At 51.5% G+C, this 15139-nt stretch carries 16 protein-coding genes; 4 read left to right on the top strand and 12 right to left on the bottom strand.

Annotation, left to right across the window (positions count from 1 at the left end):
* Window positions 1-55 precede the first annotated feature (55 nt).
* Complete coding sequence (locus FBF27_03700) at window positions 56-820, bottom strand: A/G-specific adenine glycosylase (protein QJU09492.1); 765 nt, start codon at window positions 818-820, stop codon at window positions 56-58.
* A gap of 58 nt (window positions 821-878) precedes the next feature.
* Here FBF27_03700 and FBF27_03705 point away from each other — a divergent pair, with 58 nt between their 5' ends.
* On the top strand, window positions 879-1412 hold the full coding sequence (locus FBF27_03705; GenBank protein QJU09493.1) for a hypothetical protein: 534 nt from the start codon (window positions 879-881) through the stop codon (window positions 1410-1412).
* A gap of 11 nt (window positions 1413-1423) precedes the next feature.
* Here FBF27_03705 and FBF27_03710 read toward each other — a convergent pair whose 3' ends face one another.
* From FBF27_03710 to FBF27_03720, 3 genes are all read right to left on the bottom strand, one after another.
* Window positions 1424-1945: a hypothetical protein gene (locus tag FBF27_03710; GenBank protein ID QJU09494.1), complete on the bottom strand. Its 522-nt coding sequence runs from the start codon at window positions 1943-1945 to the stop codon at window positions 1424-1426.
* Between the two features lie 54 nt (window positions 1946-1999).
* Complete coding sequence (locus tag FBF27_03715) at window positions 2000-2377, bottom strand: NUDIX hydrolase (GenBank protein ID QJU09495.1); 378 nt, start codon at window positions 2375-2377, stop codon at window positions 2000-2002.
* Window positions 2378-2685: 308 nt separating this feature from the next.
* Window positions 2686-3525 carry an SDR family NAD(P)-dependent oxidoreductase gene (locus FBF27_03720; GenBank protein QJU09496.1) on the bottom strand — a complete coding sequence of 280 codons (840 nt, stop codon included), beginning with the start codon at window positions 3523-3525 and terminating at the stop codon, window positions 2686-2688.
* Between the two features lie 64 nt (window positions 3526-3589).
* On the opposite strand from FBF27_03720, the gene FBF27_03725 reads away from it, so the two are divergent.
* Window positions 3590-3940: a MerR family transcriptional regulator gene (locus FBF27_03725; protein QJU09497.1), complete on the top strand. Its 351-nt coding sequence runs from the start codon at window positions 3590-3592 to the stop codon at window positions 3938-3940.
* A 42-nt stretch (window positions 3941-3982) separates the two neighbouring features.
* Here FBF27_03725 and aspS read toward each other — a convergent pair whose 3' ends face one another.
* The 3 genes from aspS to FBF27_03740 are packed head-to-tail and all read right to left on the bottom strand — an operon-like array spanning window position 3983 to window position 7354.
* Window positions 3983-5827, bottom strand: coding sequence for an aspartate--tRNA ligase (aspS, locus tag FBF27_03730; GenBank protein QJU09498.1), 1845 nt, complete (start codon window positions 5825-5827; stop codon window positions 3983-3985).
* Window positions 5828-5835: 8 nt separating this feature from the next.
* Complete coding sequence (gene ruvB, locus FBF27_03735) at window positions 5836-6837, bottom strand: Holliday junction branch migration DNA helicase RuvB (GenBank protein QJU09499.1); 1002 nt, start codon at window positions 6835-6837, stop codon at window positions 5836-5838.
* Window positions 6838-6868: 31 nt separating this feature from the next.
* Entirely contained in the window at window positions 6869-7354 is a 486-nt protein-coding gene (locus FBF27_03740; protein ID QJU09500.1) for an HIT family protein, read from the bottom strand.
* 104 nt (window positions 7355-7458) lie between these two features.
* Between FBF27_03740 and FBF27_03745 the strand changes: the two genes are divergently transcribed.
* On the top strand, window positions 7459-8802 hold the full coding sequence (locus FBF27_03745) for a hypothetical protein (protein ID QJU09501.1): 1344 nt from the start codon (window positions 7459-7461) through the stop codon (window positions 8800-8802).
* 5 nt (window positions 8803-8807) lie between these two features.
* Here FBF27_03745 and ruvA read toward each other — a convergent pair whose 3' ends face one another.
* The 4 genes from ruvA to FBF27_03765 all read right to left on the bottom strand — a co-directional run bounded on the left by ruvA (window position 8808) and on the right by FBF27_03765 (window position 13901).
* Window positions 8808-9386 (bottom strand): Holliday junction branch migration protein RuvA, encoded by a 579-nt coding sequence (ruvA, locus tag FBF27_03750; GenBank protein QJU09502.1) that lies wholly within the window; start codon window positions 9384-9386, stop codon window positions 8808-8810.
* Window positions 9383-11803, bottom strand: a complete 2421-nt coding sequence (locus tag FBF27_03755) for a PBP1A family penicillin-binding protein (protein QJU09503.1) — start codon at window positions 11801-11803, stop codon at window positions 9383-9385. The genes ruvA and FBF27_03755 overlap by 4 nt, the downstream gene beginning before the upstream one ends.
* Window positions 11804-11810: 7 nt before the next feature.
* Window positions 11811-12293, bottom strand: a complete 483-nt coding sequence (gene ruvC / locus FBF27_03760; GenBank protein QJU09504.1) for a crossover junction endodeoxyribonuclease RuvC — start codon at window positions 12291-12293, stop codon at window positions 11811-11813.
* A gap of 72 nt (window positions 12294-12365) precedes the next feature.
* Window positions 12366-13901 carry a hypothetical protein gene (locus FBF27_03765; GenBank protein QJU09505.1) on the bottom strand — a complete coding sequence of 512 codons (1536 nt, stop codon included), beginning with the start codon at window positions 13899-13901 and terminating at the stop codon, window positions 12366-12368.
* On the opposite strand from FBF27_03765, the gene FBF27_03770 reads away from it, so the two are divergent.
* On the top strand, window positions 13894-14295 hold the full coding sequence (locus FBF27_03770; GenBank protein ID QJU09506.1) for a hypothetical protein: 402 nt from the start codon (window positions 13894-13896) through the stop codon (window positions 14293-14295). The two genes, FBF27_03765 and FBF27_03770, sit on opposite strands and share 8 nt — an antisense overlap.
* Window positions 14296-14386: 91 nt before the next feature.
* On the opposite strand, the gene FBF27_03775 is transcribed toward FBF27_03770, so the two are convergent.
* Window positions 14387-15103 (bottom strand): YebC/PmpR family DNA-binding transcriptional regulator, encoded by a 717-nt coding sequence (locus tag FBF27_03775; GenBank protein ID QJU09507.1) that lies wholly within the window; start codon window positions 15101-15103, stop codon window positions 14387-14389.
* Window positions 15104-15139: the final 36 nt, after the last annotated feature.

Genomic DNA, 15139 nt, shown 5'->3' on the forward strand with positions numbered 1-15139 from the left:
GTGGCTATGATAGCATAGGCAGTTTGAAATGTCAATAGCTTAGCGCTCTATTCTGTCACTTTGCAGCAATGAGGCCGTCCCGTCGCAGACCATCCAGTGCCGCCGCAAATCGCGGATCATCCTGTAGCTCGGCGGTGATTTCGGCCAGCGACTGACCGTCAACGTATCGACGCAAAATCTCACCGCGCATCTGGCGGAGACTGCCGGTGAATTGTGATTGCTTGGTGTAATGACGACTGGTGGACAATTTACCCTTTCCCTGAGATTTGAGCTCACTACCATAGTCCATCAGTGCCCAAAACCACTGGCGCGGATTTGCCTGGTCCATCGTCTGCTCGACGATGGGCAGTATGTCACGATCCGCTACCGCCGTCTGGTCCACAAAGAAATGATTGAGATAGACGGTGCGAATATTGGTCTCAATGAACGGCGTTGGTACTTGGTAAGTATAGTTCATGATAGCACCAGCAGTATTGACGCCAATGCCCGGCAGCTGGACAAGGTCATGAAGGGTGGCCGCCAGAGCACCACCAGCGATGGCTCGCGCTGTTTGGTGGAGGTATCGAGCGCGGCGGTTATAGCCCAGCCCCTGCCACGCGCGGAGCACCTCGGTCAGCTCGGCCGCTGCCAGCGACTCAATGTCCGGAAACTCTGTGGTAAACTCTGTAAACTTCGCCAAGACGCGAGCAACTTGCGTTTGTTGCAACATCAGCTCACTCACCAGCACATAGTACAGGGTTGGCTGGTCACGCCACGGCATTGGCCGGTAGAGCTCGCGGCCTTTTTGATGGATCAGTCCCTGGAATTCATCAATGTTCATTGCTTTAGTATACGCGAACGGGGCCCGCAAAGGCTAATTGTGCTATAATGGCACGGTTATGAAAATATTTTTTAGACGATACATTTCAGAATTTGTCTACGGTGCAGTGGACGGCACAGTCACGACCTTTGCCGTCGTGGCAGCTTCGGCTGGCGCCGGGATTTCCAGCGCGATCATCCTTATCTTGGGGATTGCAAATTTAATTGCTGACGGATTTTCAATGGGCGCTAGTGCTTACCTGGCAGCCAGCGCCGAGCACGAAGAATCAGCCCGCGACACCCAAAAGCGAGCATCCCCTAAGATCATTGGTGCAATAACCTTCCTAGCTTTCGTTGTAGTCGGTAGCATACCGATGTTGCCGTATTTAGTCGACGTCGTTGCAGTCTCAAAAGTACCAGGCACCACCCTGTTTTATGTCAGCTCCGCGCTAACAGCGGTTGCCTTCCTAGCAATTGGCTTCATCAAAGGCAAAGTTGGCAAGCAATCACCATGGCGAGAAGCTGCTATCACCCTACTCCTCGGGGCGGTCGCCGCTGGACTGGCGTACTTTGCCGGTGATGTATTGGCAGCGTGGCTGGGCGTTCAGTTATAATCAATAGCGTATCAAATGCCACCGAGTAATCTTTCCCGGTACGCCCAGGCCTCATCATACGATAGATACGGTACACTCTCTGTTACATTATTGAGAGATCCCTTTGATAGTTTTTGCGCTTGCGCCATAAAGTATACAGCGGGCCTGCCAAATTTCCCGTAATCCCAATTACGAGGGGCGTATTCATCAAGAAACCGTGTTACAGCAACTGCCGCGAACCCGTACTTAGCGTATTTACGACATAAATCCTCACCAAAACAATCTAATTTTGTCACTCCAAAAGATAACACCGACGGCATCATAATGTCTAGCGACTGTTTCACAGGGTTTTGTCTTGAGCTAAAGATATTTGCCAAATTATCCCCCTCAAGAGCAAACCCAGCCTGATCATTATACATAAGAACCGTCACCATCATTTCGTAATTAACCTGTGAGTAATCAGACAAAAAACACTCCCTGCTATCACCAGCCATAGCTTGTTTTATTACCGCGTAAAATTCTTCGGCAGTAACGCGACGTAATTTCCCGTGCATCGTGTGAATTTTATATCATACTATAAAAATATGGTCAAATTTATACACTATGCATCAATCGGGCCACCACTTCAACAAAAAATCCCGATAACCCGGCGCGAGCTTGTCAGTAGCTTCAACTTCTGTCCGCGTCAACCAGACTAGGCGCTCCTCACCGCCACCACACGCTCGGTCTGGTAGTTCAATGTTACCGTCAACCGTGGCCGTGTAGCCAAGAATAATTTTATGGTCTTTGGCGGTACTGCCCTGCGGATCGCGCACATAAAAATCAGCTGGAGTCGCATCAATTGTAACGCCCAGCTCCTCGCGTAATTCCCGCTCTAATACCACGTCAGGCGTTTCGCCAGCGTCAATGTGCCCGCCCGGCAGGCCAAAACCATCATCGTGCGGATAATACATCAGCAGCGCCCGCTTGCCATCACTACTATACAACGCTACTTTTACACTAACTTCGTGTCAATCATACATTATATATCAAAACTTGATCATACCAAGATGCGGTCAATACCGAAAGCGTGGCTAACGTGTAATTGACCGCCCTAAAGCTTAGAAAGCTTAGTACGACCACTGGTGATTGACCGATAACTAGCCTCAAACCTCAACAATCACCGATAGTCGCATCGCTGTCATTACCAGCTCCAAAGCATCTTTGCCCCCCTTCGTTATACTGCTTTTTAGATGGACATTATCGTTTGTAACGTCCATTCATAGTATATCAGACACGAGCTATAGCCAGCAAATCACTTCGACTGCCTCGTCTGTTTTTTAGCTATTTGCTCAAAGACGCCATCGCCCAAGAGATGCCGTGCGTAGAAGAGAACTCTCGCCAATTTACCAACAAGATACCGACGTCGTGGATGCTTACTCTCAATAACTGTCGCTACTGTATACGCGACCACGCTAGGCGGTGACATGGTCCTATATGACTGAGATAAGTTGTGCGATATTGCCTTTGCCACGCCGCTATAGGCCCCATTTGACGAATAACGAGTAAGCGGCTCTTCAGCTAATTTGTAGCAATTTGTAGCAATCAAGCCAGGCTCAATTATCACAAGCTTGATGTTGTATTCCTGCAGCTCTAGCCGCAAGCTATCGGAAAACCCCTCGATAGCGTGCTTTGAAGCATGATACCAGGCACCGAGCGGAAAATACACTCTGCCTCCAACCGATGACATATTAATAATCAAGCCCGAGCCCGCCTCTCTCATGCTAGGCAGCACAAGCTGCGTCAGCCTAGCCAACCCAAATACATTCACCTCAAACTGCCTGCGGGCCTGTTCAATTGGAACGTCCTCTACCGCCCCCAGTAATCCATAGCCAGCATTATTGATAAGTACATCTATTCTTCCCTGCTCGTCACAAATCTTTTTTACCGCAGCCTCAAGTGATTTTTCATCTTTCATATCACCCGGTATTGGCCGAAGACCTTTAATTTCTTGAAGCACCTCACTATTTCGAGCAAATCCGTACACTATGTGGCCTTTCTGCAAAAGCAGCTCGGCGGTCGCTCTTCCGGTACCGCTGGATGCTCCAGTAATTAACACTACTTTATGATTTGAATTATACTTTTTTCTACTCATAATAGTAGTATAATCTATGGAGTATACTCTATAGTCAATAGGTAATGATGAGGGAGGTTTTACCATGCTAATTCATCAACTTTCCAAAAAATCTGGTGTTTCTATTGATACCATTCGTTACTATACAAAACTCGGTATTTTACCGGTAACACAACGTCCTGCTGGAAGCCGCAGTTATTCAGACTACGACGAGAGTGCACTCGAGTACCTCACGGAAATACGCCTCGCTAAATCAGCAGGCTTTACGCTGATGGAGATCAAGCAATACATCAAGGAATGGAATGACGGCCAGATTACACCCGATACGGCTATTGATATATTGCATAAAAAGATTGCGATGGTACGAAAGAAAAAGTCTGAGCTTGATGCAATAGAGACGATATTGAAGAGCAAGATAACACAGCTCCACTCCTAGCTACATTGCCATAATTGAGCACTCTGCTACCTACTTTGGGGACTATTCCAGCCCCAATTCCTTTATCTGCGCTGGATCAACCGTTGATGGCGAATCCATCATCACGTCAACGCCGGAGCCGTTCTTTGGAAAGGCTAGGGTCTCGCGGACATTAGTTTCGTCAATGAGTTCCATGAGGATGCGATCGACACCAAAGGCACAGCCAGCGTGCGGCGGCGCACCGTATTTGAAGGCGCTGAGCATGGCGCCAAATTTTTCCTCAACGTAACTTTCGCTAAAGCCAAGCAGATCGAATACTCTGTACAGTACCGCTGGGTTGTGGTTGCGCACACCGCCAGAGCAGATTTCATAGCCGTTCATCACCATGTCGAACTGGTCAGCCACGATAGCCAGTTTTTCAGCATCAGTGTTCGCCGATTCCAGCGCCTCTAGGCCGCCCTTTGGCATACCAAATGGGTTGTGACCAAAGTCAAGCTTCTTGCCATGATCATCCCATTCATAGAACGGAAAATCGATAATCCAAGCCAAGGCTACCTCATCCGATTTTTTCAAGTTGAAGTGAGTGGCAAATTCGTTTCGTAGGCGACCAAGCACGGCGTTGACGACCGGGCGAGTGTCAGCGCCGAAGAAGACAACATCACCGTCTTCAGGTTTCATTGTATCTATAAGTAATCTATGTTCTTCGTCTGACAAGTGTTTTGCCACTGGCGAAATCGCATCATAGCCATAAAAATCACTACTAGTGATCGGGATTACATATCCCTGTGCCTCGTCGGGGTGTTTTATTTTAACATATTTAATGTAAGGCAAACCGCCCGCTCCCTCACTTGTAGCAATATCCTCAAACTGTTTGATTTGCTTGCGGCTGAGGCTGGCGCCGTTCTTCACGCAAATGGCCTTGATGCACTCAGCGTTTTTGAACACGCCAAATTCAGTGTTGGCGAATACATCGGTCAACTCAATCAGCTCCATGCCAAAGCGCAAATCTGGCTTGTCCGATCCATACGTTTCCATGGCGTCGCGATAGGAAATACGCGGAATCGGCTGGCCATCGCCTACCGACAGATCACTCAAATCCAGCAATTTCTTGCCAGCAAAATCGGTCGCGAGCTGCCGTATCAGCGGCTCAACCTCCTGGCGAACCTCCTCGCCGCCTTCAACGAAGCTCATCTCGAGATCCAGCTGGTAAAACTCACCGTACAGTCGATCAGCCCGAGGATCTTCATCGCGAAAACACGCCGCCAACTGGTAATATCGCGGCACACCGCCGACCATCAATAGCTGCTTGAACTGCTGCGGTGCTTGCGGCAGAGCGTAAAACTTACCTTCTTGTAGACGACTGGGGATCAGAAAATCGCGCGCGCCCTCGGGGCTAGAATTTGCCAAAATCGGTGTCTGAATCTCAATGAAGCTGCGGTCATCCATGTATTGATGTATTCGTCGGTACATTTCAGCACGTTTTTTCAGCATCTGCTGCATCTTTTGGCGGCGCAGATCAAGGTAACGATATTTGAAACGGAGGTCCTCGCCCGCTTGGTTTTCCTCGGCGAACGGCTGGATTGGCAAGGTCTCAGCACGGTTAAGAATTTCCAAATTTTCCACCACAATTTCTACATTACCACTGGTAATATTTGGATTTTTCAAACCTTCGCCGCGCTCCGTCACCACACCGCTGGCACGAATCACAAACTCATCGCGCAGGCTCTCCGCCAGACGAAACGCCTCCGCCTGCTCAGGATTAATCACCAACTGCACCAACCCGGTATGATCGCGTAGGTCAATAAAAATCAGCCCGCCGTGATCGCGCCGGGAATGCACCCAGCCAGCCACCGTAATTATTTCCCCAACACTATCAGGGGTATGTATCGCCAAAACTCTCTTTTTCATATCTGTTATTATAGCATATTGATGTGTTTTTTCGCCTTTGGCGTCACCCGACGGCCGCGCGGTGTACGCTCAATGAAGCCAATTTGCAGCAGATACGGCTCATAAAAATCCTCAATCGTCGTCGCTTCATCACCAGTCAGCGCAGCAATGGTCGTTAGCCCCACCGGATTATCACCATAGTTTTCCAGGATTGATTGTAGCAAATTACGGTCAGCCGGATCCAAGCCCAGCTCGTCCACTTCCAACATTTCCAAGGCGCTTGTTGTTGTTTTCACATCAATTATGCCATCGCCGTTGACGTCGGCATAGTCGCGCACGCGCTTGAGTAGACGGTTGGCGATGCGTGGCGTCAAGCGGGCCCGCGTCGATAATAAGCTTGCTGCTTCATGCCGAATCGACGACTCTAAAATAGCCGCACTCCGCGTCACAATTTTAGCGATATCCTCTGGTTCGTAAAATTCCAAGCGATAAATATGCCCAAATCGATCGCGCAGCGGTGCCGCCAGACTACCCGTCCGCGTCGTCGCACCAATCACCGTAAACCGCGGCAGATCCAGCCGAATCGACCGAGCCGCCGGCCCTTTGCCGATGACGATATCCAGCTTGAAATCTTCCATGGCCGAATATAAAATCTCTTCCACCGCCCGGCCGAGCCGATGAATTTCATCGATGAACAAAATGTCGCCGTCTGCCAAATTGGTCAAAATCGACGCCAAATCACCCGCTTTCTCAATGGCCGGGCCGCTGGTAATGCGCAAATTCGTACCCATCTCGTTAGCGATCACCGTCGCCATGGTCGTCTTACCCAGTCCTGGCGGGCCGTAGAGTAACACATGATCCAGCGGCTCGCCGCGCTTCTTTGCCGCTTCAATTGCCAAGCGCAAATTGCGCTTCAACCGCTCCTGGCCAACATACTCACTAAAGCTCTGCGGACGCAGACTGATTTCAATTCGCTGCTCCTCAGCATCATCATCGTGCGGACTGGTATCGACTATTCTCTCAATTGCCATACATTCATTATATCACTCACAGCGGAGCGCACTAATCTCTTGTAAGCTGACTACGCAGCGCCTGCATAATTTCACGAAACGTTTCGTCGCTCACTATATGCACCGCATCCTCTAGGTGTCGTGGCCATTTTGGATCAGGAAAATCCTCGCCGGCAAATGTAGCACCACCAAGGTAGCGCGGATACAAATGCCAGTGCACGTGTGTTGGCCGGCCGGCCTTAATTGCATTATTCATCAGGCATTCCCAGTTACACACGTCGGCGCCAAACGCTTCTTTGACTGCCCGTTCAATTTGACGAATTACCTGATGGAGCTCCGCCCAATCTGCCTCGTCCAGCTCCGACAATGTTTTCTTGTGCTGGCGCAGAGTGATAAATGACTTACCCAAATAGCACTGATTCCTATCAAGCACCGCCACCCAACGTTCGGTTTGCAATATGACGTTCTCGTCAGCCGCCGTCTGACCAACGAGCAGCGGACAGATTTCACATTCCTTCTTTGTTGTGCATGTATTCATGATACCTCCTGGTATGGATTATACCACTTGGTAAGGAGTGTCTGCTTATAATTCGTACCATATTATTGCATAATTATAAATTATATTGTAGAATTGGTATCACCATGAGCGAAAAGAGCAGCGTGTCGACTAGTGATAAACCGAAAGAACTGCCATTACGAGTAAGAGTTCCATGTGTAATACTAGGCGGGATAATAGGAGGAGTGACGGGCTTTGTGGGTTATAACCATATAGCTCATCGTAGCCCTAAACCTCAACCTGCAACTGCAACCGCAATAATAACCGAAACCGTTCAGCCGGCTGAGCCACTAGAGACACAGGGGCCATTTAGCCTGCCTGATATTCAACCTGTTATCATCACCGACTCCTCAACAACAGAACAACATGTTGCTGAGGTGAGCAAACGCGCAAGAGCAGAGCTTGATAGAGCCGAAGACATCCTAGCTACCACCATGGACGTCTCCAAGAGCACCGTTTATGAAGCAGTAACCATGCCAATGGATGAACATGAACAGCCAATTGACCCAGAAACAAAAAAGCCCTGCCCCCCTGTCGAAAAGATACGAGAAGTAGCCAATAAAATCCCCTCCCTCGGCGGTACAGCGATTCGCTATTTTATCCTGCCACCTCATTTATGCAACAACAGTCAGTTCGGCGCCTACGCCCAATATCACACACGAGACATCGTCACAAGATCAGACAATATGAATATCATCAACTCTGGCGTTATTATGCACGAAGCCGGACATTTGTTTGGACTGCCACACGTAAGAAGGTTGAGAATTGAACACCCAGACCTAAAAAATGAGGAATGGCATAATATCAAACCAGAAGATTACGATATTACCAATGATTTGCGAAATGGTTACGGTCAATTCCCTATGCAAGCAAATGGCAGCATCGATCCAGCATCCGGGAAAACAAGTGTCATGGGCTATCATTACGAAATTAACAGCTGGTGTCTTACGCATGGAAGTTGTACTCACGTCTATAATGGACCCGAAAGAAACAAGCTCGACGATGAAAAATTCCCGATCCGTGACGTTGACCCAGCAACATTGCGAGAGACTCCCGTTGACCTCGTAGTGTCTCCTGAGGCGCGCAATATTCAAGGTATCCGCGTTCCTGTGCCAGAAGATCATCCAATCCGCCACATTCGTGGCTGCAAGTCAGTCACCCATATTATCATTGGCGTTGATCACTTATATTATTCGGCCATCAACGGTAGCCCAGGCTTCACAACGTATATTGTTGCCGTTGATCAGGACAATAACCTCATCGAGATAGACGCACCGAAATTTGAAGAGTTGGCGTACTCCCCAACAGTATCAGATGAATTACTTGGTGAAAAACCGCAATATATCTACAATGATAGTATGCTAGACATCAGCGTTACCGCAAGGCTTGTCAATAAGCAAGCTGTGCTGCGTATGACAGCGTTTAAGTGATAAGATCATTTCTTCAGCGCCTCAGTCACTCGCTGTGCTGTTGGTAGATTAATATCAACGTTCTCTAGCGCCCTGGTGGCGTCAGCCAAGGTGTAGCCCAGCGCCATCAGCGCCTCTAACGCTTCGTCGGAAGTATTCAATTCAGTCTGGACTGGCGCGGCCGCTCGGCCGTACTGCGTCGGTAGGCCAACTTTATCGCTCAAATCAACCACCACGCGCTCAGCAGTTTTTTTGCCGACACCAGCAGCTTTTTGCACGAAGGCGCTATCGGCGTTAGCAATAGCGTTACGGACGTGCTCTGAATCGCCCAGGCTGAGAATTGCTAACGCTGCCTTCGGGCCGACGCCCTGAACAGTGATCAGCATTTCAAACAGCTTCTTCGCCGCCAGGCTCGAGAAGCCAAACAGTTCTTCCGCCTGCTCACGCACATGATGATAGGTGTAAAACTTAACGTCTTGGCTGAGCGCCACCGCCTCGAAATCACCAGCCGACACGCTCACTTCATAGCCGACGCCGTGAACGTCAATCACGATGCTGCCCGCGCCAAACTTTTCAGCGATCGTACCAGCGAGATGGGCGATCACGGTCGTCTGTCTCCGCCGCCCGGAGGATTGGTCGGGCCGGGCGAGGTGCCGCCGCTGCCACCACCCGAACCGCCGCCGCTGCCGCTGCCATTGCCGCCGCCTGGATTTTGGTCGTCATCGTCAGTACTGCCACACGACGCAGTCTTTCGCGAATGTTTCGTCGCATCAAATTTGTCTTCGCTGATGGTGATGAGCCGCTTGGTTGCTAGGTCACAGACAGTGATCTGCTTAGTGGTGGACGTTTGCCGACAATCAGCAGCGTTCTTGGAATATTTAGCGGCGTCAAATTGATCTTCAAAAATTGACTCCATTTGCTTGGTCGCGAGGTTACACACCTCGATCTTTGGCTTGGTCTGATCACATTTCTCGGTCGGGAGGGCGTTCGAGAGGAAATATTCTTTGTAAGCACCAGGGCTGGAGTCATCAGCGAGGCCACCATTACTACTACAAACACTTCGCTGGACAACGCCGTTTGGCACGTCAAAGCCAGTTTTCGTGCCCGCCAGCAGCTTGGTTATTGTCGCCCGCCAAATTGGCGCTGCCACATCCGAACCGCCGCTGTTCATGACCTTGTTGTTGTTATTGCCGACCCACACGCCGACAGCATATTGCGGCGTATAGCCAATCGTCCAGGCATCGCGGTTATCATTGGTGGTGCCCGTCTTGACCGCGACTGTTTTACCACCCACTGTGAGGCTACTACCAAACATTCCCGCTCGCGCAGCGTTGTCCGACAGGATGCTAGAGATGAGATAGGCGCCACCCTGGCTGATCGCTTGGCGCGTATTGGCTGTTTTCCACGAAGCGTTTTTGTTGAATTTGTCCCTGACTTCAGTGATGAGATTGAGCGATTCGTACTGCGTACCGCCATTGGCAAAGGCCGCGTAGGCGTTGGTCATCTCGCTCAGGCGAACCTCGGCCGAGCCAAGCGCCAGTGACAATCCGTAATTTTTATTTTCATCGAGCGTGCTGATGCCGAGTTTCTTGGCGGCTTGGATGGAACGATTAATTCCATACTTTTGCATGATCAGAACGCTCGGGATGTTCAGTGACCAGCTGAGCGACTTGCGCGTCGTCACCTTGCCGTTCCAGCGGCGGGTAGCGTTGTAGGGCACATAACCATTGAAGTTAGTTAATTTATCATCAAAAACTGTCGCCGGCGTGATGGCGCCATCAGCCATCGCTTGCGCGTAATACAGCGGCTTGAAGCTCGAGCCAGGCTGGCGCGGCGTGGTCACCATATTGACCTTGCCCCATTCGGCATTATTATAGTCAGCGCTGCCGACTAGTGCCCGTACCTCACCAGTTTTTGGATCAATGACGATACCGCTGGCGTTGGTGCCACCGAGGCGATTGATCTGCTTCATTTGTTTGGCAATATTTTCTTGGAGGAGATGCTGCGTGTCGAGATTCAGCGAGGTCTTGACGCGGTAGCCCGAGCGCATGACTTTTTCGTAGCCATATTTGTCGCTGAGCTGTTTGATGACCATCTCGGCAAAATGCGGCGCTGCGGAATTCGTGTGAGCCGCCCCGCCACCGGCATATGCTAGCTGTGTGGCTTCTGCCTGCTGCTTCTGCTCCTCGGTGATAAAGCCTTCGGTCTGCATCCGACCGAGCACCGTTTTTTGGCGCTGCTTGGCATATTCGGCATTACCGCTGATCGGCGAATAGCGGCTTGGCGCCGGCAGCACGCCAACTAGCATACTACTCTCAGCCAGTGTCAAATCCTTCGGCGATTTGTTGAAATAAACCTTGGCCGCCTCCTCGATGCCAAAGGCGTTTTCACCAAAGTACACCGAGTTGAGATACATCATCAAGATCTGCTCTTTGCTGTAATTTTGTTCAATGGCGATGGCCATAAATAGCTCTTGGTATTTACGCATAAAGCTATGTTCATTGCTGAGTAAATTGTTCTTGACCAACTGCTGTGTCAAGGTCGAGCCGCCGCCGTGCCGCGTAATCGCCGCCCGGAAAATACTGAAAATATTAAAGCCGCTGTGCTTATAAAAATCCTTATCCTCGCTGGCGATCAGCGCCTTTTTCATATTATCAGAGATATCTTTGAGCTGCACCAAGTTCCGTCGCTCGGCATTGCCAACGCTATAAATCACCTTATCCTTGGCGTCAGTCAGTACGATACCGGTATTATTGCGGTTCATCAGCCGTTCCTGATCAGCGATGTCGCGTGCATAGTAAAGATAGCTAGCAATCGGCACGATGATCAAAAACAGCAGCATTGGCAGCAGACACACCATAATTTTTTTCGGCCGGCTCAGCCGCCAAAACCACAAAAAGTGTTTGTGTTGACGCGGTAATTTACCAGGTTTTGCCTTGACCTGACCGAGATTGGCGTACCGACCCATGTGCGGCGGCTGCTTCTTTATCGGAGCTCGTTTTCCCTTGCCTAATTGCACCATATATCAATTATACCACGCTGAGGCGTGACATCGCTGCATGGGTGATAGCCGCCGCGAGCGCATCAGCACAGTCATCTGGCTTGGGCGCTTGGCTGAGGCCTAGGTTGAGGCGCACCATTTCTTGGATTTGTTTTTTGTCAGCCTTGCCATAGCCAGTCAGTGTCTGTTTGATCTGAAGCGGCGTGTATTCACTGATCGCGAGACCCGCCTTGTGCCCAGTCAGCATCGCCACGCCGCGAGCATGAGCCACAGAGATAGCAGTAGTGACATTGCGGGCAAAAAACAACTTTTCAATCGACATCACCTCAGGTTTGGTCTCAGCGATGATCTCCGTCAGGCCATCAAAAATCTCCGCCAGCCGCTCGTCTAGCGGCGTGTGGGCGGGCGTCCTGATCACACCGGCCGTCACCAGCCGGTAGCCGCCCTGCTTCGCGTCAATAACACCAAAGCCCAAAATACCAGTTCCTGGATCAATGCCGATAATTCTCATGTGGTTTATTATAGCACCCAGCCGGTGACAATAATTAATGCAAGCAGCCACCTCGACGAGCTACTCGCCAAGTTATCGCTTGCCGCGCGTGATGGTGTGTTTCAGCCGCGTAGCAGCCCGGCCGATTTCCCAGCGCCACTGCCAGCCAGCATAACCAACCGCCAGCAGACTGACGCCGCCGAGCACCCACCAGCCCCACATCGCGCCCGTCACCTGCTTGACCTGCTCCGGCGCAAAGCCAGTTTTCGGTGCAGTAGCCAGCGCGACCTTGCGGCAACGGCGAGTCTTTGGATTGCGTTCAAAGCCTTCGGGACACTCCTTCAACACGTCACTATCAGCGGCAATTTTCTTACAGCGCCCGGTGGCGGGATTACGAAACTTACCATCGGGACATGGCTTTAGGGTTTTGGCGGCCGCGGCTGCAATTGACCGGCACCGACCGGTTATCTCGCTCCGATAATACCCTTCACGACACGGCGTTTGGGTTTTGAGCTTGCTGATATTGCGGCACCGACCGGTTTCTGGTGAACGATATTGGCCGGGCTTACACGGCGCAAGTTCTGGCTCGTTCACGATATTACGACAGCGGCCCGTCTCCGGTGAACGGTACTGCCCCGGACGGCACGGCGTCGGCACTGGCTCCACTGGCTCCTTGACACAACGGCCCGTGAGCTCGTGACGCACATAGCCCGCCTTGCAATCTGGCCACTGCTTGAATTCGTTGGGCTGAGCCGGTGTCGGTGAAAATGTTACCTTCCATTCCCCGTCAAGTAGGCTCCACGACGAGTCCTTGGCCAGGCCAGCAAACGATGTCTGGTCAATTTCATTGCCGCCAGCATCCAACGCGTACACCTCGCCACTGCCGGTTTTTGTTAATTTGAGGTTTGTCTCTGCCAGGCGAACGACATGCAGCGCCCCGGCCGCCAGCTCGATATTCCTGAATGTGTGCGTCGTGTCCTTATTCTTACCTCGACCCTTCACGAGAATGGTGCAGCCAGTGAGGTCGAGGTCGCTGGTCCCGGCGTTAATAATCTCGATAAACGGCGCGTCAACATTGGTCGCGATCTCATGTAATTTCAAGCCGCTGCAGCGATTGCTCGGTGGTGCCGGATCAACTGGCGGACGCGGCTCGTCAGGCTCGCTGCACGCTGGCAGTTCACGCAAACGCGGCGCCTCGCCGACCGAAAAATCGCTGGCGTTATTATCCGTATCAGTCACCACGCCATTTGTTTGGCAGCGCCAGGCGTGTAGCTTGCCGCCTAGCGTAATTGGACTACCCTCACGCTCTGACGCCGCACCCCAGCCAACCAGATCCGACACCCGCCCATCACTCATCACCAATTTGACAGAGCCGCCGGTTTTTGCCAGCACTTTCTTGCTATCAAACCGCAGATCAGCCTGCTCATCGGTTAGCCGGCTATCACCGACCACCAACACCCCGCCCGCCGGCACTACTAGCTCAGTCGAGATTATTTTAAGCGTCGTCACCTGCCCCTTCTGGCTAATATACTGCAGCGTCCAACCAGCGATATTGACTGGCCCTGACGACGGATTGTAGAGTTCAACGTACGTGCCGTGCGCCGTATCGAGACCAACTTTGGTGATCAAGAGTTTGGCTGATGTGCGAGCCGCGGCTGACGGTGCAGGAGGTTCGGAAGGCGTTGGCTTGGCCGGTGCGGGTGTCGACGGAGTCGTGGTCGGCGTTGACGGAGCGGGCGTAGACGTAGATGCAGACGTGCCGCCAGAAGTCGTGTCCGGTGTAGCTGCTGTTGGAGCTGATGGCCCAGTCGGAGCTGCCGGGCTGGGCGCTGGATTGGCTGGCCGGGGCGCAGGCGTGTGGGTTGGCGCAACCGGTGTCGAGCCGCTAGCAGGAGGTGCGGCCTCTGGTGGGGAGTCGCTCGCAAACGCCACCACCGGCTGGAACACCAGCGCAATTATCGTTGACATAAGTAGTAGGCGGGTCAAAACCTTCATTGTGAACTCCCTGCTTGGCTTATGTTGACTGATTATATTGTAAAAGAAATTCCTCCGAAACGCAAAAGAGCGCCGTCGGGGGCGCTCAATACATAGTCGATGTATAGCCTGAGCGAAGATTACTCCGCAGTGATATCGGCATTGGTATGCACATTCACAACGTCGTCTAGGTCATCCAGCGCATCAACCACCTTCATCAATTTCTGTGCGGTTTCCGAATCGGCAATCTCGACCGGCGTATTAGCGATGTAGCGCAGTTCGGCATCTTTCACTTTCAAGCCCTGATCAGCCAATGCATTTCTGACGCTCGCCAAATCTTTCAACTCGGTATAGACAATGATCTCGCCGTCTTCCTCGACCGCGTCCTCAGCGCCAGCATCTAAAATCTGGAGGAGTAATTCCTCACCCGTACCCTCCACGGTGATCACACCCTTGCGGGTAAACTGAAACGCCACACTACCAGCGTCAGCGATCCGCCCGCCATTTTTGACCAGTGCAGTTTTCACTTCTGGCAAAGTGCGGTTGCGATTATCGGTCGCCGTCTCGATGATGATACCAACACCACCAGGACCATAACCTTCATAGGTAATTTCTTCCAGTGCCGCTGCGCTCTTATCCGCCACGCGGTCAATCGCCCGCTGAATGTTAGCACTCGGCATGTTGGCTGCCTTGGCTTTTTCAATCGCCATTGCCAAACTTGCATTCAACGCTGGGTCAGTGCCACCGCGAGCCGCGATTGCAATTTGATTACCCAATTTCGTGAAAATCGCGCCACGCTTCGCATCAACAATCGCCTTCTGCCGGTGCGTCGTCGCCCATTTACTGTGTCCTGCCATGTGTCTATGCCTCCAGAAAATTCGTTTCTTTTAGTA

Source organism: Candidatus Saccharibacteria bacterium oral taxon 488, from assembly GCA_013100805.1.
Lineage (GTDB): Bacteria > Patescibacteriota > Saccharimonadia > Saccharimonadales > Saccharimonadaceae > Nanosynbacter.

What these genes read in the sequence shown, in the direction of transcription:
- FBF27_03755 (QJU09503.1), bottom strand. Translation starts at nt 11,803, where the DNA reads ATGGTGCAATTAGGCAAGGGAAAACGAGCTCCGATAAAGAAGCAGCCG.
- FBF27_03775 (QJU09507.1), bottom strand. Translation starts at nt 15,103, where the DNA reads ATGGCAGGACACAGTAAATGGGCGACGACGCACCGGCAGAAGGCGATT.
- FBF27_03700 (QJU09492.1), bottom strand. Translation starts at nt 820, where the DNA reads ATGAACATTGATGAATTCCAGGGACTGATCCATCAAAAAGGCCGCGAG.
- FBF27_03710 (QJU09494.1), bottom strand. Translation starts at nt 1,945, where the DNA reads ATGCACGGGAAATTACGTCGCGTTACTGCCGAAGAATTTTACGCGGTA.
- FBF27_03705 (QJU09493.1), top strand. Translation starts at nt 879, where the DNA reads ATGAAAATATTTTTTAGACGATACATTTCAGAATTTGTCTACGGTGCA.
- aspS (QJU09498.1), bottom strand. Translation starts at nt 5,827, where the DNA reads ATGAAAAAGAGAGTTTTGGCGATACATACCCCTGATAGTGTTGGGGAA.
- FBF27_03740 (QJU09500.1), bottom strand. Translation starts at nt 7,354, where the DNA reads ATGAATACATGCACAACAAAGAAGGAATGTGAAATCTGTCCGCTGCTC.
- FBF27_03725 (QJU09497.1), top strand. Translation starts at nt 3,590, where the DNA reads ATGCTAATTCATCAACTTTCCAAAAAATCTGGTGTTTCTATTGATACC.
- FBF27_03720 (QJU09496.1), bottom strand. Translation starts at nt 3,525, where the DNA reads ATGAGTAGAAAAAAGTATAATTCAAATCATAAAGTAGTGTTAATTACT.
- ruvC (QJU09504.1), bottom strand. Translation starts at nt 12,293, where the DNA reads ATGAGAATTATCGGCATTGATCCAGGAACTGGTATTTTGGGCTTTGGT.
- ruvB (QJU09499.1), bottom strand. Translation starts at nt 6,837, where the DNA reads ATGGCAATTGAGAGAATAGTCGATACCAGTCCGCACGATGATGATGCT.
- FBF27_03745 (QJU09501.1), top strand. Translation starts at nt 7,459, where the DNA reads ATGAGCGAAAAGAGCAGCGTGTCGACTAGTGATAAACCGAAAGAACTG.